This is a genomic window from Agarivorans sp. TSD2052 (assembly GCF_023238625.1).
In the GTDB taxonomy this organism is placed as follows: Bacteria; Pseudomonadota; Gammaproteobacteria; order Enterobacterales; family Celerinatantimonadaceae; genus Agarivorans.
Map to the genome: position 1 here is coordinate 1,713,098 of NZ_CP096670.1, position 19,775 is coordinate 1,732,872.

Genomic DNA, 19,775 nt, shown 5'->3' on the forward strand with positions numbered 1-19,775 from the left:
TACTAAACGATAGGAGATTGAGAGATGTCATTTAATATCGCGCTAAGCGGCATCAATGCCTCGCAAAAGGATCTTGACGTAACGGCGAATAACATTGCTAACGTCAACACCATTGGTTTTAAAGAGTCGCGAGCTGAGTTTGCCGATGTGTATGCAACATCGATTTTCTCTAATGCTCGTACTGCTGTGGGTAATGGCGTTAAAACAGCTGATGTTGCCCAACAGTTTCATCAAGGTAGTTTGAATTTTACTCAAAATGCGTTGGATTTGGCTGTCAGCGGAGAAGGCTTCTTTGTTACTGCTTCAGATCTTACCACCCAAACTCGTGAATTTACGCGGGCAGGGGCATTTAAGTTAAATGCAGACAACTTTATTGTTAATTCGCAAGGCCAGTACCTACAAGGCTATACCGTAAACAATAACGGTACGCCATCGGCAGTAAGTATGGCTGCTACCAATGCCATTAAAATTGGCACCGAGGTGGGAACTCCGACCATGACTGGCCAAGTTGATATGACCTTCAACTTACCATCTAGTGGCACCAGTCATGACCTTGGCGACTTTGACCCAACGGATAGCAATACCTATACCTCGGCGACTTCGGTAACCGTTTATGATTCGCAAGGTGGCTCACATGTCGCGGAAACCTTTTTTATAAAAGACGATACGACCGCGAATACTTGGCACAAACTGATTTACATTGACGGCGAACCGGTCGATGTTAATGGTGGTACGGCCAATACACCTAATGCTGGTAACTCAAACCCTACTATTCCAGCTTCGGCAACCTTAACCTTTGATAATACCGGTGCGTTAGCCACCTCTGCTCCGTTAATCATTGAAACGGTTGCTTTGGGCACGGCGCCGCCGTCAGGCCCTGGTGGAGTATGGGATCCTGTCACAGGGTCGGTAGATCCTACGCAAACTATTACCTTTAACCTTAATTCTCCTACCCAATATAATTCGGCGTTTGAAGTATCGAACTTGTCACAAGATGGCTCGACCGTAGGTAAATTAACAGGGATCGATATTGGCCCTGATGGCTTAGTGGTGGCTTCTTACAGCAATGGTCAAACATCAAACATTGCTAAAGTGTCTATTGCCAAGTTCAATAATAATCAAGGTTTATCACAAATTGGCGATACCGCATGGCAGCAAACTCAGCTTAGTGGTGAAGCCATCGCTGGTGAAGCGAACACCGGTACCTTTGGTAAAATTAATTCAGCTTCGTTAGAGCAGGCCAACGTTAATTTGACCGAGCAATTAGTAAACTTGATTAGCGCTCAGCGTAACTTCCAAGCTAACTCTCGAGCACTTGAAGTTAACTCGACATTACAGCAAACGATTATCCAAATCCGCTAATCGTGCTTATGCTTTTCTAACAAAAAGGCAGCATTCGCTGCCTTTTTATTTGTCTGATTTATATAGATATTTCCTTTCTTCTTTATCACCTTATTTTGTTTGGCATCATACTTGCTGTTATTTACCTAGAGTCAGCTAATTGACGAAGGGAATAAATAATGGACCAACTACTCTACATATCGATGACCGGTGCAAAGCAAAACATGCATTCGCTCGCGGTACGCGGAAACAACCTAGCCAATGCTAATACCACGGGGTTTAAGGCCGACATTGAAAATGCGCGCGCTATGCAAGCATTTGGCCCTGGTATGCCATCGCGGGTATTTGCGATGACCGAGCAGCCTAGTCAAAATTTTGCTGGTGGTTTACTTAAAACGACCGGGCGAGATTTAGACGTGGCAGTAAAAGGTGAAGGTTGGATATCGGTTCAAGACAAAGATGGAAACGAAGCGTTGTCACGCAATGGTAACTTTACTATTTCTGCTGCCGGTGTGTTGCAAACCATGCAAGGTCAAGCGGTTTTAGGTAACCAAGATGCGCCTATCATTATTCCCTTACCCGTTGAAAAGTTAGAAATTAATGAAGATGGAACCATTGAAATCCGCCCTGAAGGTGCTCCTGCTGATGCTTTAGAAGAAATTAATCGCATCAAACTTAGCAAGCCATTCGCTGCGGACTTAACCAAAGGCCAAGATGGTTTATTTAGAGCCACCAATGGTCAACCTTACCAACCTGACGCTACGGTGGAGTTAGTAAAAGGTGCGGTTGAAGGTAGCAATGTGAACCCTATTCAAGAAATGACCCATATGATCAGCATGCAACGTCAATTTGAGATGCAAATTAAAATGATGAAAGCCGCTGAAGAAAATGAAAAAGCCACTAGTAGCTTGTTGCGATTAAGTTAGGAATAAGGAGCGAATTATGCATCCCGCATTATGGATAAGTAAAACCGGCTTAGATGCCCAACAAACCAATGTATCTGTAATCTCTAATAACCTAGCAAACGCTAGCACTATTGGTTACAAAAAAAGTCGAGCTGTATTTGAAGACTTGTTATACCAAACCATTAATCAGCCAGGCGGACGTTCTTCGCAAAATACTAAGATGCCTTCGGGACTGATGATTGGAGCGGGTGCCAAAGTGGTGGCTACTCAAAAAAATCATGATCAAGGTAATGTGCAAACTACTGACAATGCGTTCGACTTAATGGTTGATGGGCGGGGCTTTTTTGAAGTGCTCATGCCTGATGGAACAACAGCCTATACGCGTAATGGTCAATTTGGTCTCAATGACGAAGGCACCATTGTCACGCCGGGCGCAGGTTACCCTTTGCAGCCAGAGATTCAGGTACCTGAAGATGCTCAGAGCTTTACCGTAGGCGAAGACGGCGAGGTGAGTGTTCGCTTACCAGGGCAAACAGACAGCCAAGTGATTGGTCAAATTACCATTACTGATTTTGTTAATCCGTCGGGCTTAGAGCCTAGAGGACAAAACTTGTACCTCGAAACCGGTGCCAGTGGAGCACCACAAAATGGAATCGCCTCAGAGAATGGTTTAGGTGCTATTCGCCAAGGTTCTTTAGAAACGTCTAACGTGAATGTGACTGAAGAGCTGGTTAACTTAATTGAAGCTCAGCGTGTTTACGAAATGAATTCAAAAGTAATTTCTACCGTAGACCAAATGTTGACCTTCGCAACTCAACAGTTGTAATCGAAGTTTAGAGAGAGGGATTGCTCATGTATAAACTCATCGTTTTGGCAGGCTGTGTTGCAATGGCAGGCTGTGCTAGCGTAAATAATACCGTGGTGCCAGATGATCCTGCCTACGCGCCTGTTTACCCTGAAGATGTTGCCGTTGAATCGCGGATTACAGGGTCGTTATTTACCGAAGACAGAGCTAATAATTTATATTCGGACAAAAAGGCACATCGGGTTGGTGACATTATCGTGGTCACCCTAGCTGAAAGCACCCAGGCCAGTAAGTCAGCCAGCAACGAGTTAGCTAAAGACAAAACCTTAAATCTTAACCAGATTACCGTACCCGGTGGTGTAGCAACCATAGGTGGAAACCCAATAGAACTAGGTCTTAGTCAAGATAGTGACTTTAGTGGTGAAGCCGATGCCGCTCAAAGTAACAGTTTAGCCGGCAATATTTCAGTCAACGTGGTGCAGGTGTTGGCTAACGGCAACTTAATTATTAGTGGCGAAAAATGGTTAATGCTTAATAACGGCAATGAGTATATTCGCCTAACGGGGATTATTCGTCCAGAAGATGTAGCGCCTGATAATTCAATTATGTCGCTTCGTATTGCTAACGCTCGAATTCAATATGGCGGTACTGGTGATTTTGCTAATACCACCGAACAGGGCTGGTTATCTCAGTTCTTTAATAGCCAAGTTTGGCCATTCTAAGCCCTTATTTTTAGGAGTAGTTCTCATGTTTAAACGTGGCATTTTGTTGTTCAGTATCAGTTTGTGTTTAGTGGTTAATACTGTTAGTGCTGCGCGGATCAAAGACGTGGCTAATGTAGCCGGCGTACGTGCTAACCAATTAACAGGTTATGGCTTAGTGGTGGGTTTGCCGGGAACAGGGGAGAAGAACAGTGATTTTGCGAAGCAGTCTTTTGCCACCATGCTTCGAAATTTTGGTATTACCGTGCCACCTGGTACTAACTTAAAAATTAAAAATGTAGCGCCTGTGGCGGTACATGCAGAACTCCCCGCATTTATTAAACCCGGTCAAACAATTGATATCACTATCTCTGCGATTGGTGAAGCGAAAAGTTTACGCGGCGGTAGTCTAGTTCAAACCTTCTTAAAAGGGGCTGATGGCCAAGTTTATGCGCTGGCTCAAGGTAGCCTAATTGTAGGCGGTTTTGGTGCAGAGGGCGCTGATGGCTCAAAGGTTATATCCAATACCCCTACGGTAGGGCGTATTCCTAATGGTGCGATTGTAGAGCGTTCGGTGCCTTCACCTTTTATGAGTGGCGATACCATAACCTTTAATTTAAAGCGTTCAGACTTTACAACAGCCAAACGTTTAGCCGATACCATTAATGGCTTAGTGGGGCCAAACACGGCAACACCCATGGATGCCACGTCGGTACAAGTGTTTGCCCCAAGAGACCCCGGTCAACGTGTTGCCTATCTTTCTACTTTAGAGAATTTAAGTTTTGAACCAGCGTCTGAGTCGGCCAAAATCATTATTAACTCTCGTACCGGTACCATTGTTATTGGTAAAGATGTCAAGCTATTGCCTGCGGCGATTACCCACGGCGGCTTAACGGTGAAAATATCTGAAACACCGGTTATTTCTCAGCCTAATGCATTTTCTGATGGCGAAACGGTAGAAACTACGGTTAGTACCATTGAAGCCACTCAAGAAGATTCAAGAATGTTCAATTTTGACCCTGGTGCGTCATTAGATGATTTGGTTAGAGCGGTTAACCGCGTAGGCGTTGCACCTGGTGATTTGGTATCAATCCTTGAAGCCCTAAAACAAGCGGGTGCAATTCAAGGCGAGTTAATGGTGATTTAACGATGACGATGGATGCGGTCAAACAAAGCGCAAATTACCATGATTTAGCCAGTTTAGATGAGCTTAGAAGTTCGGCTCAAAAAGACCCTAACAAGGCACTAAATCAGGTCGCTAGTCAATTTGAAGCTATGTTTATGCAAATGTTGCTAAAACAAATGCGTAAAAGTAACGCATTGTTTGAAAACGACTCGCCATTAAATAACCGACATACTCAAACTTATCGTGACATGCATGATAATCAAATGGCACTAGAGTTATCTTCTTCGGGGGCGCTAGGTTTAGCCGACTTAATTGTGGCGCAACTGAACCCCGCTGCTGCCAACATGACGCCAGCGTCAGTATTACGCGGTGGCCAGAATATCGACCTTGAACAACGCGCTTTAGATGCTAAGTCATCAGTTGGCAAGGAAATTGCTGTATCGACTAGTGTAACGGCCGCGGTTAAGGAAACTTTAGATAAAGTGAGTATTAATCGCGATTCACTTGAAAAACCGCAACAAGTAGATGCGGCAAAAGGGCAAAGTTTTGCCACCCCCAGCGAATTTATTGAAACATTGTTGCCGATAGCCAAAAAGTGGGCGGTAGATAAAGGCATTGAGCCTATGGCCATTGTAGCCCAAGCAGCACTGGAATCGGGGTGGGGTAAAAAAGTGATAGCCAATAATGACGGAACAAGCAGCCATAATTTGTTTGGTATTAAAGCCGACAAACGCTGGCAAGGAGATAAAGCAGTCGTGAACACTTTAGAGTATAGAGATGGGCAAGCTAAGCAAGAACGCGCTGCGTTTCGCTCTTACGACTCTTTCGAAGAGAGTGTTAAAGACTACTTGTCGTTTGTTGAAGGGCCTCGTTATCAACAGGCTGTCGCCAATGGGATGGATGCCAAACGCTATGCTGCAGAATTACAAAATGCGGGCTATGCGACCGACCCTCAGTACGCCAATAAGATTGGCCAAATACTCGATAGTCGTCATTTTTCCGACTTTCGTCGTTCTGATGTTGAAGGGGAGTAATTAGATTATGGCTATGAATGACCTGTTAACGATTGGTTCATCAGGGGTGGCTGCTCAACAGCGCCTATTGATGACCACGGGTAACAACATTGCCAATGTTAATACTCCTGGTTATAGCCTTCAGCGAACATTTTATACTGCCGATACTTTAGGTGGGGTGAGGGAAGGGTATACCGAACGTGTATTGAATGGTTTTGCTCAAGCGCAAATGTTTCGCGATACTTCTACCTTTGCCAGCCGTAACGCTTACTTGGAATCGGTAAGTACTATCGATGCGATTCTTAGTGATGATGCTTTGTCGTTAAGTTCTAAATTCGACGACATGTTTACCCAGTTACACGCTACAACAGATAATCCTACGGCCCTGTCTACTCGAGAGTTGGCCTTATCTCAATTCAATGCATTAACTGACCGTTACCGCACGCTTAACGAACAGTACCAAATTCAAGAAAAAAATATCAGCCAAGACTTGGTTGAAAAGTCTAATGAAGCTAACGCTTTAATTACTAATATTGCTGAAATAAACAAAGAAATTGTAGCCGCAGGGGGCAGTCCCTTAGATGGCAATACTGCTATTTTGTCTGATAAACGTGACCAAGCAATCAAAGAACTAGCAGAACTTATCGACATTAATACCATTGTTCAAGATAGCGGCTCTACCTTGGTGTTTATGCGCTCAGGCCAAGCCCTAGTATTGGAAGATGATTACACCCAACTGAATATGGTTGATGGTGATCCCGATAAAACGCAAAAAGAAATGACTCTGACACTGGCTGGCTCTAGCCGAATTATTGGTCGTGAGGAAATAGGCGGTACCATTGGTGGTTTAATGGAATACCGTAAAACCACCCTGGATGTTAGTCGTAACCAATTAGGCCAGCTATCCATTGCGATGGCAGATGCATTTAACCAACAAAACTCATTAGGCATGGACTTAAATGGGGATATCGGCACCGATATTTTCACTTTGCCAACTTTTAATAGTAAAGAGTTTTCCAGCAATACCACGGCTGGCACCATCAGCGGAACTTTTGTCGCGGGCAGTGGCAGTGAAGTGAGCCCTTACGACTACCGGGTATCGTTTATCTCGCCTACGACCTTTGAAGTACAACGTTATGATGGGGATAGTGCCATTGACTCGGTGGTATCGGGGTCTATTCCGCCGACAAATTTTCAGTTAGATGGCATGGATTGGGATTTCTCATCAGGGCCATTTGCTGCGGGTGATAAGCATTTAATACAGCCTACGCGTGATGCTGCTGCACAAATGGTAGTGAGTATGAGCCAGCCAGAAAAGTTGGCCTTGGCGGCGCCTATACGCGTAGAGCGTGAACTGAATAACCGTGGAAATGCCACGGTTTCGATTGATTCTATCTACGATACCGACCCTGCTACCTCAGATTTTACCCTGCCTGGTGGTTATGATGTAAATGGCCCGCATGAGGTGCGTATAAACGCAGCTGGCGACTATGATATTTACGATGGTTCTGGTGGCCTGTTGGCCACCGCGCCTGCGTCGACTGCGGGCCAGCAGATATTTGCTAATGCTACACCGGCTTTATCTCCGGGTTATGAGATCAATATCGACGGGGATGTGCAGGAAGGTGACGTATTTACCATGGGGTACAATACCGATGGTTTTAATGACAACTATAACGCGCTGCGAATGGTTGATTTACAACAAAAAGATTTAGTACGTAAAAGCTTAGCTGCCACGGGTGATAATAAAATGACCATGAACGATGCTTACGCCAGTTTAGTGAGTTTTGTGGGTGGTAAAACCAGCGAAGCTAGGGTGTCTGCATCTGCGGCATCTTCACTTTTAGAGCAAAGTACTCAGCGGCATAATTCTATATCAGGGGTTAACCTTGATGAAGAAGCATCCAATTTAATTCGCTTTCAGCAGGCTTATGCGGCTTCCGCTCAAGTGATAAGTGCGGCTCAAGAGACCTTTCAAACCTTATTAGCGTCGGTGAGGTAGGCTAATTATGCGTGTATCGAGTATTAATTTGTATCAAAGCTCATTGAATGGGGTGCTTAATTCTCAGCAACAAGTTGAGAAAATGAACCAGCATTTAATTACCAATAAAAAATTACTTACCGCGGCCGATGGTCCTTCTGACATGAGTAAAACCATGTTTTTAAGTACCGAAATCACCTTAACAGAGCAACACCTAAAAAATGGTACCTTGTTAGAAAATGCACTGAACTTTGAAGAAACGACTCTCGATGGCATGATGACAGCCATACAAAGAGCGCGTGTATTAGGTGTGCAATCAGGTGACGGTATTAACGGCGAAACAGAGCGCGCCTCGCTCGCTCAAGAATTACGCCAAATTCAAGATCAAATGTTTGACTTTATGAATAGTCAAAATGCCGATGGCAGTTACATTTTTTCGGGTTTTCAAACCCAAAAGAAGCCCTATGTATATGACGGGCAAAACTACAACTACCAGGGTGATGTAGGTGTTAATGAATTAAAAGTTTCATCATCGGTTTATATTCAAAGTAATGATACCGGCCAAGAAATATTTGATAATGTATTTAAACGTTTTGTTACAAACGATTTAACCGCTAATATTACCACTACGATATCTGATCAAAAAGCCTATGATTCATTTCATAAGTTAAATTACGATCCTATTAATCCGGCTAATAATCAATTTTTAGTTCAAACCAATGCTGGTGCTCCAGATACTTATGAAATTTTAGATAATGGTGGAGCGTCATTAGTACCCCCTGTGGTGGGCGATTATACTTCAGGAGAACTCATTAACTTTAATGGTATCGATGTGGTGGTTACCGGCGCTGCCGGTGGTCCACCTGAAGAATTTGAGTTAGCCCCTCCAGTGAAAGACAATATTTTAAATATGTTAGGTGATTTTATTACCGCGCTTGAGGATAATACTATTCCTGAAGGCGAATTTGTTGCTGCCCAGAATGATTTTTTAATAGGCGTTGATAATGCGATGGAAAGGGTGAATTTAACCTTGGGCTCGCTAGGTGCCCGAGGAAACTCCCTAGAGTCGGTACGAAATTCAGCGTCAGCTATGGATATAATCAACCAAAAATCAAGGGCTTCTGTCAGTGAGGTGGATTTTGCTGAGGCGGTGAGCAACCTTCAGAAAGCCGAACTAGCGCTTAATACATCTTACTCTTCATACAGCCGCATTAGCCAACTTTCGCTATTTAATTACCTATAAACCCTAAAGTATATTCTTAGTCTGCCGTTATAAAGGTTGCTTCAATATTGAAGCAACCTTTTTTGTTTTACAGCTTATATATAAAACAAAAAAATAAAATAAATTGCTAAAGAATATTGAAGCGTTGCCGTTATATAGGTAAGTCAGAAAAACAAAATAACTGACAAATTATAAAACCTGTAAATGGTTAAATATAGATAGGAGAAATATCATGGCTTTATACGTAAATACAAATGTGTCATCTATTAATGCTCAGCGCCAATTAACGCAATCTGGCTGGTCATTAGATACCTCATTCCAACGTTTATCATCGGGTTTGCGTATTAATAGTGCAAAAGATGATGCGGCTGGCTTACAAATTTCAAACCGTATGACTTCGCAAATTCAAGGTTTAGACCGTGCTGTAATGAATGCCCAAGATGGTATTTCTCTAGCGCAAACGGCTGAAGGCGCGATGGACGAAATTACCAACTCTTTACAGCGAATTCGAGTATTGGCTATCCAATCACAAGATGGTATCAATAACTCAGATGACCGTATCGCGCTTCAACAAGAAGTGTCTCAACTTAAAGCTGAAATGAGCCGTATCGGCACCACAACTCAATTTGGTGGCGTTAACGTACTCGATGGTACTTTCTCGTCTAGCTTCTTGGTGGGTGCTAATGCTGGTCAAAATATCAGTGTTAATATCTCTCGCAGTGGAGGCTGGGGTACTTCTGGCTTAGGTTTGGGCGCTCTGTCTGTTTCTAGTGTTGCTGGCGCAAGTGCGGCAATGACAGCCATTGATTCAGCGATGAAGATTATCGATGGTAAGCGTGCAGAACTCGGTGCGGTGCAAAACCGTTTCCAATCGACTATTCGTAACTTATCGAATATCTCAGAAAATGTTACTGCGGCGCGCTCACGTATTAGAGATACAGACTTCGCTAAAGAGACCGCTGAATTAACGCGTAACCAGATTATTCAGCAGACCTCAACCACTATTTTGGCTCAAGCAAACCAACGTCCTCAGGCTGCATTATCATTACTCGGTTAATCCAGGTAAAAAGAAAGGACGGTGGGGGTTCAATCCACCGTCCTCAGGCTGCAGTAGCGCAATTAGTACTCTTAGGAGGCTCATTTCCATACCAATAATAAGTTGCGCTTTAGTTTCGCTCTCAATCTCCTATCGTTTCGAGCGATACGGTCAAGTGATGCATACTCACTTGGCCTTTTTTTCGCAGTGGTTCAGACTGCCACAATAATAAAGCAAAGCTTATGCCAAGTTTTACTGACAAGAACTTGGCGTAAATAAATATAAATTTTCCTTTTTGGCCTTATTATCAACTTCAATTGTGCCTTTTACGATATATTTTTTGCCGTGAAAGCCCGTGATATAAGGTGTTGCCGTATAGGCGGCAAATTTTTTCCGCTTTTTTCCATTTTTTTCCTAAAGCTTCTTCTTCCCTTGCCGCTAACAGATATGAAGTTAATAAAACTTTGGTCCATTTAAACGTTGTCTTGGTTTACGGTTCATAAATCAGGGGTTCAACAACTAAAAATGGTTTTGGTCGTCCTGACTCAAGTTCAATCAGGATGAACAATTTCTTAGGAGGCTCAAAATATGGCATTAGTTGTCAACACCAATGTGTCGTCATTGAACGCACAACGCCAGCTAGCAAGCTCTGGCAATACACTAGACACCGCATACCAACGTTTAAGTTCTGGTTTCCGTATTAACAGTGCGAAAGACGATGCTGCTGGTCTACAAATCTCTAACCGTATGACATCGCAAATCCAAGGTCTTGACCGCGCGGTGATGAACGCTCAAGATGGTATCTCAGTAGCGCAAACTGCTGAAGGTGCAATGGACGAGTTAACTAACATGATGCAACGTATGCGCGTGTTAGCGGTTCAATCTCAAGATGGTATCAATAATTCAAGCGACCGAACTGCACTTCAAGCTGAGGTTTCTCAACTTAAACTTGAAATGAGCCGAGTAGCGACAACTACCCAATTTGGTGGTGTTAATCTACTTGATGGCGGTTACTCTGCTGCATTCCTAGTGGGAGCGAACGCTGGACAAAATATCAGTGTAAACATCTCTCGTTCAGGTGGTTGGGGAGCGTCAGGCTTAGGTTTAGCAAGTCTGTCTGTTTCTAGTGTTGCTGGTGCAAGTGCTGCAATGGCTTTACTGGATTCAGCAATTAAACTGGTTGATTCTGAGCGAGCTGAGCTTGGTGCGGTTCAAAACCGTTTCCAATCTACAATTCGAAACTTGTCTAACATCTCAGAAAATATTTCTGGTGCGCGTTCTCGAATCAAAGATACTGATTTCGCTAAAGAAACGGCTGATTTAACTAAAGCTCAAATCTTACAGCAAACTAGTACTTCTATTTTGGCTCAAGCTAATCAACGCCCACAGGCTGCGTTAGCTTTAGTTTAATAGTAAAATTAGTGAAGAAAGACGCAGCCACACTTATACTCTAGGTGTGGCTTGCTTTATTTAAGGAGTCTGTAATATGGATAGTAATGTTGGTTTAGTATCCACGTCGGCGGCAACCGTGGGCTTAACGCAAAGTCGAGAGCCAGAGGTTAGTGCTGCCGATAAAATGGAAGTGGCACAGATATCGCTTCAAAAAGAACAACAGCAAGCTAAGGCTCAACAACAGGCCGACCAGGAAAAACGTCAGTCGGATGACCGTGAACAAGTAGAAGATGTGGTTGCTTCAATCAATCAGTTACTCGAGGTCCAAGATAGAGACGTGAAATTTGTAGTTGACGAGCGAGATGGGCAGTTCTTTACTTCGGTACTGAATCGAAGTACTGATGAGCTGATTCGCGAGATCCCTACAGAAGAGTATCGTCAGTTGGAAGAGCGGCTGCAAAAATTTCAAGACGCCATTGGCGAAACAACCGGCTTGTTTGTTGATCAATTGGTATAAAATATATGTGGGTAAGATGTTATGACAGGAATTACAGCGGCAGGTATTGGTAGTGGCTTAGATCTAGAAGCCCTAATCGAAGTGACTCTGAGTGCAGAGCGAGCAGGTAAAGACGCACGCTTTGAAGAAACCAAAACCACCCTCGAGGTGACCCTTTCCGCTGTCGGCAGCATCAAATCTAAACTTAGTGCATTTCGTAGCATACTTGAAAAAGCACAAAGCCAAGATACCTTTTTCCCTCGAACAGCCACCACTAATGAAGCCGCAGGTAGCGAATCGTTTTCTGTTGATCTCGCTGATAATGCGACTAATGGTAACTACGCTATTGAAGTACAAGCCTTAGCGCAAGGCTCCGCATTGACCTCTATTGACGCTGCTAGTAATGGCGGAACACCACTTTATAGTTCAGAAGATGATGTTATCGCGACAACTGACGGCCAATTAACCTTTAGTACGTCTAGTGGAGAATCAATGGTTGTTGATGTCACTGCGGGCACCACGCTAAAAGAATTACGTGAGCAAATTAACAGCCAAGACGACAACTTCGGTGTGTCGGTCAACTTGATAGATACCGGTTCAGAAATTCGCCTATCAATGACCTCAAACGAAACCGGGGACGGAAATACCTTACAAGTGACCAACACTGGCGCTAATGCTGAGCTAGATAACTTTACCAATGTTGGCGGGAAAATGGATGTGACCGATGCATCTTCAGCCAAGATTACTATCGATAATATAGAAGCGACTAGTTCAACCAATAACTTTAATAATGTAATTTCTGGGGTATCTATTGATGTCAATAAATTGACGACCAGTGCAGTTACTGTAGATATACAACCGAGTGAAGAGAAGTCGGTTGAAAATATTAAGGCATTTATTGACGCTTATAATAATGTGATTCAAGAGATCGATAAACATACCAAAGCAACCTCGGTACAAGAGGGGGATGATAACAGTGGCCGCAAAGAGTTAAGTGGCGACCCCATGTTTAGAACCTTACGCTATAGTTTAGGCGGCTTGTCGACCAATGGTTATGATGATGCAGCGCCCGGTATGCGTACCTTATATGGTATAGGCATTGAAATGGACGCTGATGGCTTATTAACATTGAACGAATCAGAATTTAAAGAAGCCATTAATAACAACTTAGACGGCGTTGGCGAGCTTTTTGCAATGGAAGGTGGTGTAGCTGAGAGCTTTTTAGCTACCGTAAAAAGTTACGAACAAACGGGTGGGGTATTAGCCACACGTGAAGACTCAGTTAAGAGTCAAAAAAGGGATCTGGAACATCAAATGCTAGATTTTGAGGAGCGTATGACCTCTTATGAATCGACTTTAAGATCTAAATACACCGCATTTGATGTCACCATGGGTAGTTTAAATAGCCAAATGTCCTATATTATGGGGCAATTGGGTTAGTGGAATAGAGCATGTATCAGAAAGGTATTAATCAGTATCGTCAAGTGGGTGTTAAAGATCAGGTTGCAACCGCTGATCCTCACCGAATTACGCAAATTTTAATGCAAACCGCTCTAGAAAATTTAGCGGTAGCCAAAGGGTGTATTGAGCGTTCTGATTTTCAAAATAAGGGAAAACCCTTAGCTAAAGCCACGTCTATTATCACTTCTTTGAAAAACACATTGGACTTCGACCGCGGTGGAGATATTGCGGTTAATCTGGCTGATCTGTATTCATTTATGTTGGAACGTTTATCTGAAGCGTCTATCGCTAATGATGCTGTGATTGTCGGCGAAGTTATCGATCTAATGTTACCGATTAAGTCTGCCTGGGATCAAATACCAGAAGCTGATAAGCAGAAAGCCTATCAAATGCGTGGCGAGTAAATGCAGCCAGCAGAAACTTTTGATTCTGTGGTTGAACAAGCTCAACACTGTTTGGCTAGCGTTGAACAAGAGCTTGCAGTAGACCAGCCTTCCAGTGAGTCTTTAGACTCACTGCTGAAGCAACACCAACAACTATTCGAACTTTTATTCTCCACTGTGAATACATTAAATCCTAGTCAGCAGGCAATCATTAAATTGCATGTAGAAAGAATGCAAAAAATTCAGCAATTTTGTATTCAGGGACGTAGTGAAGTGTCTGGTAAGTTAGGCGCGATACGCCGGAGTGAAAAAGTTAAAAAAGCCTACGGCTATTAATTAGCCAGACAATTTCTGGGAATACTATGCTGAGAAATATCGATTTTCAAATTAGCTCTGATACTAATGAGCAACAAACCATTGAAGCCACTGTTACTCCCATCATTAAGCGTAAATTTCAAATCAATTTGAACGCTATCTCGGTTTATTCACAAGAGCTGGCCGAAAAACTTCACCGCCATCCGCCTGCACATTATTCGCCGTTTATTACCCGTAAAAAGCACCTAAACATTGTGAATGTTCATAAAGGTCGTGCGCTTTACGATGTCGTACCCAACGTACAAGTTAACCAGCAGTTGAGTGATTTCCAGCAACGCGGTTTATTAGTGAATAGTGAAACCATGAACAGTTGCATTGAGCCTAATGAACATAGCTTAATGACCATTGAGCAGCGCTACCCTGGCCTAGAAGAACAATATACAGGTATTAGTTCAGAGTCAGACAGTTTAATGATTTTAGGCTGCGGCTTAGGGCTGCATATTGAGCAGTTGCTACAGATGAAAGTCTGGAAACATGTTTTGTTAATTGAGCCTGAATGGGACTTGTTAGCCGTCTCTTTGTATAGTGCTCAATGGCTTAACATTGTCAATTATCTGCAGAATCAAGATTGTAAATTAACCTTTATTATCGGCGAAACTGGCCAGCAGATGCTGCATTCGGTTAAAGAGTGGCAACAACAAACCGCTGAGAGTCATTTCTTTCTATTTAAACATTACAACTATATTCCCTTTAATGCGCTAGAGTGGGGCTTTGCTACGCGTAGCCTGAGCTTTGAAAATATTGATAAAATTCAATGGCGTAGTGAAGATGAAGATCGAGATTATGAATGTTGTTATTCGATGAATCACTTTATGGGCTCGTCTTTTAGTTCGCAACAATTGGCTGCTATTCACGATACTTTGCTGCAACGCCAACAAAATAACTTGCTGGCCTTTGCTGAACATATGCCGGACATTTACGCCCAAAGTTTATCTTACCAACAACAGCGCTGGCAGTTGCTGCTAATGCCTAATGGTGAAGTGAATTTGTTTGATAGTGACTATGGTGTGTGTTTATTTAGTAAAAGCCCTAAACAGGAAAGCCAAAACTATTTCGAACATTATTCATCTAATCCAAAGTTGGAAGCGCTTGATGCGCGTAAAGGGCTGAGAAAGCCTAGCCCCTATATTCACTATAAGCGCTCTGACGAATTAAAGGAGCTGGTCAGTAGTTTGCCCACAGAGTCAAGAACCAAGCTTCCGCAGCGCTTACCCTCATTTATCATGTATGGTTGTGGTGCAGGCTATCAAATAGAGCACTTGTTGTTATCTCATGACATCGACTATTTTATTTTGTACGAGCCTAATATCGACTATTTTATGGCGTCTATGTACCTGATAGATTGGCAGGCTGTATTACATCGCGTTGAAGAAAACGAGCAGCATATTTACCTTAATATCGGTGATGATGGCAGTAACATGTTTAGTGACTTACATACTAAGTTGCAACAGCAAGGTATTAATATTTTATCTTATACCTTCTTCTATGTGAGTTACTTTCATAAGGTAATGGATACCGCTATCCGTAGTACTCGAGAGCAGTTTCGCGTATTGATGAACATAGGTGAATACTTCGATCATGCAATGTTTAATATATCCCACACTAATGAAGCGTTTCGCCGAGGTCATCACCATTTATTAAAGCGTAAAACGCCAGAGATCACTAAGCTACTGGCCGACACACCACTGTTTATTGTGGGCAACGGACCTTCACTTGACGCTAGCATTGAGCATATTAGACGACACCAAGGTCATGCAATTATTATTTCTTGTGGCACTTGTCTAAAAACACTACATAAGCTTGGTATTAAGCCAGATTTTCACGCCGAAGTGGAACAAACACGTGCCACGGTAGAGTGGATTGAGCAAGTTAATGATCCTGAATGGGTCAAAAGTATCGATTTAATGAGTGTGAACGGTGTTCACCCTGATGTTACGGCACTATTTAATGATGCATTAATTTGTTTCAAACGTGGCGAAGCCGCCACGTTGATGTATCAAGACTCTGTACCCGAGACTAATCTGTTTGAAGATATTTTGTATTCTTACCCGACAGTGTCTAACAGTGCTTTAGCTTATGCCTTAAAGCTTGGATTTAAGCAGATCTACCTGTTTGGCATTGACTTAGGATTTAAAGACCCGACTCAACACCACAGTAAACATTCGGCGTATTTTCATGAGAAAACCGGTAAAGAGCTTTATAATTACGCCAAACATGGTACTGGCCTAAGAGTACAAGGCAACTTTCAAGAGTGGGTGAACACTAAGTTTGAATTTAGATTTGCCCGTGAAGTGATGGAAGAAACCATTGCAGAGTATCCTGATGCTGATGTCTTCAATTGCAGTGATGGGGCTTATATTGGTGGAACCCAGCCATTAAATGGCGATGATGTGATCGCTAATAAAGTGGTCGATAAAAGTGAGTTAAAAACCAAGCTTAAGAGTGACGCGTATACCATTGATACGTCGAAGCTCTACTCTGCTTTCAAACAGCAGTATCAGCCGCAAGCGTTTGCTGATGATTGCCAAGCATTGCTAAAACAATTAGACGAAAAACAACACAATTGGCAAGAGGTGTTAGCGTTACTAAATAACCAGCTATTGTTTGTTCAAAGAAGCTCGGCCAATAAACACTCGCTATTTTTTGCCCTGTTACGTGGCAGTGCTTCTTTTAGTTTAACCTATTTAACTCGATTGGCATTTTCGTCAGAAGATGAAGATATCTGTATTGAAAGGTTTGAGCAAGGGAAGCAGATCTGGCGTGAATATGTTGAAGAAGCTAAAGAGTACACACTTAATCGCGCAGATGAATGGGATGTAACAAGCCAAAAAGCGTCTTGGGATCGACAAGCGAAAACCAGCTAAAAAAATGGGTTGTTGTTGGTGATTTAAGACAACAACCCTGATTTTATTGCTCTAGGGTACTTTCACTTATTTTTTTAAAGTACTCGGTAAAACTAACATCTTCAGTCCCAATTAATGCATGGTAAACTTTGCTGGGAAAAGCGAAGGTGTTTTCACCATTTACCACGAAGGTTTGTGGTGGCTCATCTTCAGTTTCTTCCTCATAAAGCCAATGTCCAGAATAAGTTTTAATGTAAACCTCTCCTAAATATCCACCTAACATATAAGAATAAGTAAATAGCGCTTTGTTATCGAGAGCTTGTAAGCTTAATTGCTGAATCATTTGGTCAATACTATTGACACTACTGATACTAAAATCTAATTCAACTTGAAAGGCTTCTTGAGAAAATAACACTGCATCTTGAGCAGAGTTTTTCATTAATTCGGTGAACTCTTTTGTATCCATTTTATAGGCCCTCTATAGAAATTTAATTTAACCTTAACCGAAGCTTAGCCAATTAAAAAGCAAGATTAACGCCACTCTCGAGTTTCGTCAAAAAAACGATGTTTTTTAGGTGTAGTTCTTGCTAGTGTCTTAGCAAAGCAACCTTCGCAAGATTTTAACAATGCAAGTAATTACTATTGCTGGGAAAACGATATCCAGTAACGATAAGCCTTTTATTATTGCTGAACTATCGGGTAATCATCAGCGAGATTTTTCAATCGCCAAAGAAATGATAAAACAAGCAGCCGAAGCTGGGGTAGATGCGATTAAATTGCAAAGTTATACCGCTGATAGTATGACCTTGGATACAGATAAAGAAGGTTTTGTTATTCGCGATAGTAGCAATTTGTGGCAGGGGAAAAATTTACACTCATTATATGCCGAAGCCGCCACTCCCTATGAATGGCACGAAGCCTTATTTAGTTACGCAAAGTCTTTAGGGTTGATTGCTTTTAGTTCCCCTTTCGATAAAGAAGCGGTGGATATGCTAGAAGGTCTTAATGTACCTTGCTACAAGGTTGCATCCTTTGAAAACAACGATTTACCTTTAATTGAATATATCGCAAAAACAGGTAAGCCAATTATTTTGTCAACTGGAATGGCCAGTTTAGCCGAGATAGATGAAGCGGTACGCACTATTCGCGCGCAAGGTAATCAGCAAATTATTTTGCTTAAGTGCACCAGTACTTATCCCGCTTCGGCCCAAAATACCAACTTAGCCACCATTGCGCACATGCAGCAAAGCTTCGATTGTTTAGTGGGCCTGTCTGATCATACCTTGGGCATAGGCGTGAGTGTTGCCAGTATGGTCATGGGCGCGAGTGTCATTGAAAAACACTTCGTACTAGATCGTAACGCCGGCGGAGTAGATGCTGCTTTTTCACTTGAGCCTGCTGAGCTCACTAGCTTGGTCATTGAATGCAACAATGCCAAGTTAGCATTGGGAGAGGTGCGTTATGGAGGTACCGAGGCTGAAGAAAAATCGAAGATGTACCGCCGTTCTATCTATGTCAGCTGTAACATCAAAGCCGGTGAATTATTTACACCTAACAATTTGAAAATTGTTAGGCCAGGCCTAGGCATGCCGCCTAAATACTGGGAGACGGTACTGGGTCGCAAGGCGAGTAGAGATTTAGATAAAGGTACCCCGCTAAGTTGGGAGCTGTTTTCCTAGATGGAACTATGGATTAGGCTTGATGCTAGCTCAAACATCGGTTTTGGTCATTTGGTGAGAATGTCTGCCTTAGCCAAAGCGGCTGTTGCAAGAGAGTGGAAGGTTAAGCTGTTCACCACTAGCCGTTTAGCGGTGAACTTACCGCCAGGTATTGAGCTCACTTATATCGATGGTGATAAGCAACTGCTAAATCAATCACTAATCAATAAACCGGACTGGTTGTTTGTAGACGGTTATCATTTTTCCCAGCAGCAATGTGGAATATTTAACCGCATTGCAAACCGGTTGGCACACATAGACGATTTACAACAAGCTTATCCTTTAGATAGCCATCTTGTGGTTAGCCCTAGCGGAAAAGACTTCAAGGATTTTTATAGCAACACCTTCCCCCGCGCCACATTACTCTTAGGTGTGCGCTATGTTTTGCTGCGCTCTGAGTTTCAACAAGGCTTTTTGAGTTATCCAAAACGAGACATAGTATTAGTCAGTTTTGGTGGTGCCGATGTAGCGAATTTAAGTTTGGATGCAGTTGAAGCTCTGAGCAATCAAGGCCTAAGCGATATTCACTTGGTAGTAACCGATGCGATGACTATCGATCTAAATAGCCCTAAGCTTGCCAAGGTTACGCTACATCAAAATCTGGGCGCCAAGGAAATGGCGAGTTTAATGGGCAAAGCCCAATTTGCAATAGCTGCTGCGGGGTCAACAATATTTGAACTCGCTAGCCAAGGGGTTCCTTCAGTATTTGCCATTGTTGCCGATAACCAAGTTAAGGCATCTCGCGAGGCAGAAGCTTCAGGCTGGTGTTGTGCTTTCGATGCTAGAGGATGTTCAGCACAGCAAAAGCTCGTTGAACAGCTTACCTATCTGTTAGCCAGCGACTTATCTCAACGGCATGATCTTGCATTAAAAATGGTTGATGTTTATGGCGCAGAACGGGTTATTTCTGCAATGGAAAGCATCACTCAAAGCAATGGTGATATAAGGCAGGTCTAGCGGCTAAAACTGATTCATAT

At 42.8% G+C, this 19,775-nt stretch carries 18 protein-coding genes; 17 read left to right on the plus strand and 1 reads right to left on the minus strand.

The features are described 5' to 3' along the window. Positions 1-24 precede the first annotated feature (24 nt). The 15 genes from flgE to M0C34_RS07835 all read left to right on the plus strand — a co-directional run bounded on the left by flgE (position 25) and on the right by M0C34_RS07835 (position 17,101). The gene (flgE, locus tag M0C34_RS07765; RefSeq protein ID WP_248715061.1) at positions 25-1,362 is read left to right on the plus strand and encodes a flagellar hook protein FlgE; all 1,338 of its coding nucleotides are present in this window, start codon (positions 25-27) and stop codon (positions 1,360-1,362) included. 158 nt (positions 1,363-1,520) lie between these two features. Next, positions 1,521-2,267: a flagellar basal-body rod protein FlgF gene (gene flgF, locus M0C34_RS07770; protein ID WP_248715062.1), complete on the plus strand. Its 747-nt coding sequence runs from the start codon at positions 1,521-1,523 to the stop codon at positions 2,265-2,267. Positions 2,268-2,283: 16 nt separating this feature from the next. After that, the gene (flgG, locus tag M0C34_RS07775) at positions 2,284-3,072 is read left to right on the plus strand and encodes a flagellar basal-body rod protein FlgG (protein WP_248715063.1); all 789 of its coding nucleotides are present in this window, start codon (positions 2,284-2,286) and stop codon (positions 3,070-3,072) included. A gap of 26 nt (positions 3,073-3,098) precedes the next feature. After that, entirely contained in the window at positions 3,099-3,773 is a 675-nt protein-coding gene (flgH, locus tag M0C34_RS07780) for a flagellar basal body L-ring protein FlgH (protein ID WP_248715064.1), read from the plus strand. Between the two features lie 25 nt (positions 3,774-3,798). Further along, complete coding sequence (locus M0C34_RS07785) at positions 3,799-4,899, plus strand: flagellar basal body P-ring protein FlgI (protein WP_248715065.1); 1,101 nt, start codon at positions 3,799-3,801, stop codon at positions 4,897-4,899. 2 nt (positions 4,900-4,901) lie between these two features. Then, complete coding sequence (gene flgJ, locus M0C34_RS07790) at positions 4,902-5,912, plus strand: flagellar assembly peptidoglycan hydrolase FlgJ (protein ID WP_248715066.1); 1,011 nt, start codon at positions 4,902-4,904, stop codon at positions 5,910-5,912. 7 nt (positions 5,913-5,919) lie between these two features. Beyond that, positions 5,920-7,893, plus strand: coding sequence for a flagellar hook-associated protein FlgK (flgK, locus tag M0C34_RS07795; protein ID WP_248715067.1), 1,974 nt, complete (start codon positions 5,920-5,922; stop codon positions 7,891-7,893). A gap of 7 nt (positions 7,894-7,900) precedes the next feature. Further along, positions 7,901-9,115 (plus strand): flagellar hook-associated protein FlgL, encoded by a 1,215-nt coding sequence (gene flgL / locus M0C34_RS07800; RefSeq protein WP_248715068.1) that lies wholly within the window; start codon positions 7,901-7,903, stop codon positions 9,113-9,115. A 211-nt stretch (positions 9,116-9,326) separates the two neighbouring features. Continuing rightward, positions 9,327-10,151, plus strand: a complete 825-nt coding sequence (locus M0C34_RS07805) for a flagellin N-terminal helical domain-containing protein (protein ID WP_248715069.1) — start codon at positions 9,327-9,329, stop codon at positions 10,149-10,151. Positions 10,152-10,718: 567 nt separating this feature from the next. Next, positions 10,719-11,540: a flagellin N-terminal helical domain-containing protein gene (locus M0C34_RS07810; protein ID WP_248715070.1), complete on the plus strand. Its 822-nt coding sequence runs from the start codon at positions 10,719-10,721 to the stop codon at positions 11,538-11,540. Between the two features lie 76 nt (positions 11,541-11,616). Then, a complete protein-coding gene (locus tag M0C34_RS07815) occupies positions 11,617-12,039 on the plus strand; it encodes a flagellar protein FlaG (protein WP_248715071.1) in 423 nt (140 codons plus the stop codon). A 21-nt stretch (positions 12,040-12,060) separates the two neighbouring features. Next, entirely contained in the window at positions 12,061-13,458 is a 1,398-nt protein-coding gene (gene fliD, locus M0C34_RS07820) for a flagellar filament capping protein FliD (RefSeq protein WP_248715072.1), read from the plus strand. Between the two features lie 11 nt (positions 13,459-13,469). After that, positions 13,470-13,883, plus strand: coding sequence for a flagellar export chaperone FliS (gene fliS, locus M0C34_RS07825; protein WP_248715073.1), 414 nt, complete (start codon positions 13,470-13,472; stop codon positions 13,881-13,883). After that, complete coding sequence (locus tag M0C34_RS07830) at positions 13,884-14,198, plus strand: hypothetical protein (protein WP_248715074.1); 315 nt, start codon at positions 13,884-13,886, stop codon at positions 14,196-14,198. It abuts the gene before it with no gap. Positions 14,199-14,224: 26 nt separating this feature from the next. Further along, on the plus strand, positions 14,225-17,101 hold the full coding sequence (locus tag M0C34_RS07835) for a motility associated factor glycosyltransferase family protein (RefSeq protein WP_248715075.1): 2,877 nt from the start codon (positions 14,225-14,227) through the stop codon (positions 17,099-17,101). Positions 17,102-17,144: 43 nt separating this feature from the next. On the opposite strand, the gene M0C34_RS07840 is transcribed toward M0C34_RS07835, so the two are convergent. Then, complete coding sequence (locus M0C34_RS07840; protein WP_248715076.1) at positions 17,145-17,546, minus strand: hypothetical protein; 402 nt, start codon at positions 17,544-17,546, stop codon at positions 17,145-17,147. Between the two features lie 160 nt (positions 17,547-17,706). Between M0C34_RS07840 and pseI the strand changes: the two genes are divergently transcribed. Continuing rightward, positions 17,707-18,759: a pseudaminic acid synthase gene (gene pseI / locus M0C34_RS07845; RefSeq protein ID WP_248715077.1), complete on the plus strand. Its 1,053-nt coding sequence runs from the start codon at positions 17,707-17,709 to the stop codon at positions 18,757-18,759. Then, complete coding sequence (locus tag M0C34_RS07850) at positions 18,760-19,755, plus strand: PseG/SpsG family protein (RefSeq protein ID WP_248715078.1); 996 nt, start codon at positions 18,760-18,762, stop codon at positions 19,753-19,755. It begins immediately after the preceding gene. The last annotated feature ends 20 nt before the right edge of the window (positions 19,756-19,775 follow it).

Coding starts and splice junctions, on each gene's coding strand:
- M0C34_RS07785 (WP_248715065.1), top strand. CDS start 3,799: ATGTTTAAACGTGGCATTTTGTTGTTCAGTATCAGTTTGTGTTTAGTG.
- M0C34_RS07815 (WP_248715071.1), top strand. CDS start 11,617: ATGGATAGTAATGTTGGTTTAGTATCCACGTCGGCGGCAACCGTGGGC.
- flgJ (WP_248715066.1), top strand. CDS start 4,902: ATGACGATGGATGCGGTCAAACAAAGCGCAAATTACCATGATTTAGCC.
- pseI (WP_248715077.1), top strand. CDS start 17,707: ATGCAAGTAATTACTATTGCTGGGAAAACGATATCCAGTAACGATAAG.
- flgH (WP_248715064.1), top strand. CDS start 3,099: ATGTATAAACTCATCGTTTTGGCAGGCTGTGTTGCAATGGCAGGCTGT.
- flgL (WP_248715068.1), top strand. CDS start 7,901: ATGCGTGTATCGAGTATTAATTTGTATCAAAGCTCATTGAATGGGGTG.
- flgE (WP_248715061.1), top strand. CDS start 25: ATGTCATTTAATATCGCGCTAAGCGGCATCAATGCCTCGCAAAAGGAT.
- fliS (WP_248715073.1), top strand. CDS start 13,470: ATGTATCAGAAAGGTATTAATCAGTATCGTCAAGTGGGTGTTAAAGAT.
- M0C34_RS07850 (WP_248715078.1), top strand. CDS start 18,760: ATGGAACTATGGATTAGGCTTGATGCTAGCTCAAACATCGGTTTTGGT.
- flgG (WP_248715063.1), top strand. CDS start 2,284: ATGCATCCCGCATTATGGATAAGTAAAACCGGCTTAGATGCCCAACAA.
- M0C34_RS07810 (WP_248715070.1), top strand. CDS start 10,719: ATGGCATTAGTTGTCAACACCAATGTGTCGTCATTGAACGCACAACGC.
- M0C34_RS07805 (WP_248715069.1), top strand. CDS start 9,327: ATGGCTTTATACGTAAATACAAATGTGTCATCTATTAATGCTCAGCGC.
- M0C34_RS07840 (WP_248715076.1), bottom strand. CDS start 17,546: ATGGATACAAAAGAGTTCACCGAATTAATGAAAAACTCTGCTCAAGAT.
- flgF (WP_248715062.1), top strand. CDS start 1,521: ATGGACCAACTACTCTACATATCGATGACCGGTGCAAAGCAAAACATG.
- M0C34_RS07835 (WP_248715075.1), top strand. CDS start 14,225: ATGCTGAGAAATATCGATTTTCAAATTAGCTCTGATACTAATGAGCAA.
- fliD (WP_248715072.1), top strand. CDS start 12,061: ATGACAGGAATTACAGCGGCAGGTATTGGTAGTGGCTTAGATCTAGAA.
- M0C34_RS07830 (WP_248715074.1), top strand. CDS start 13,884: ATGCAGCCAGCAGAAACTTTTGATTCTGTGGTTGAACAAGCTCAACAC.
- flgK (WP_248715067.1), top strand. CDS start 5,920: ATGGCTATGAATGACCTGTTAACGATTGGTTCATCAGGGGTGGCTGCT.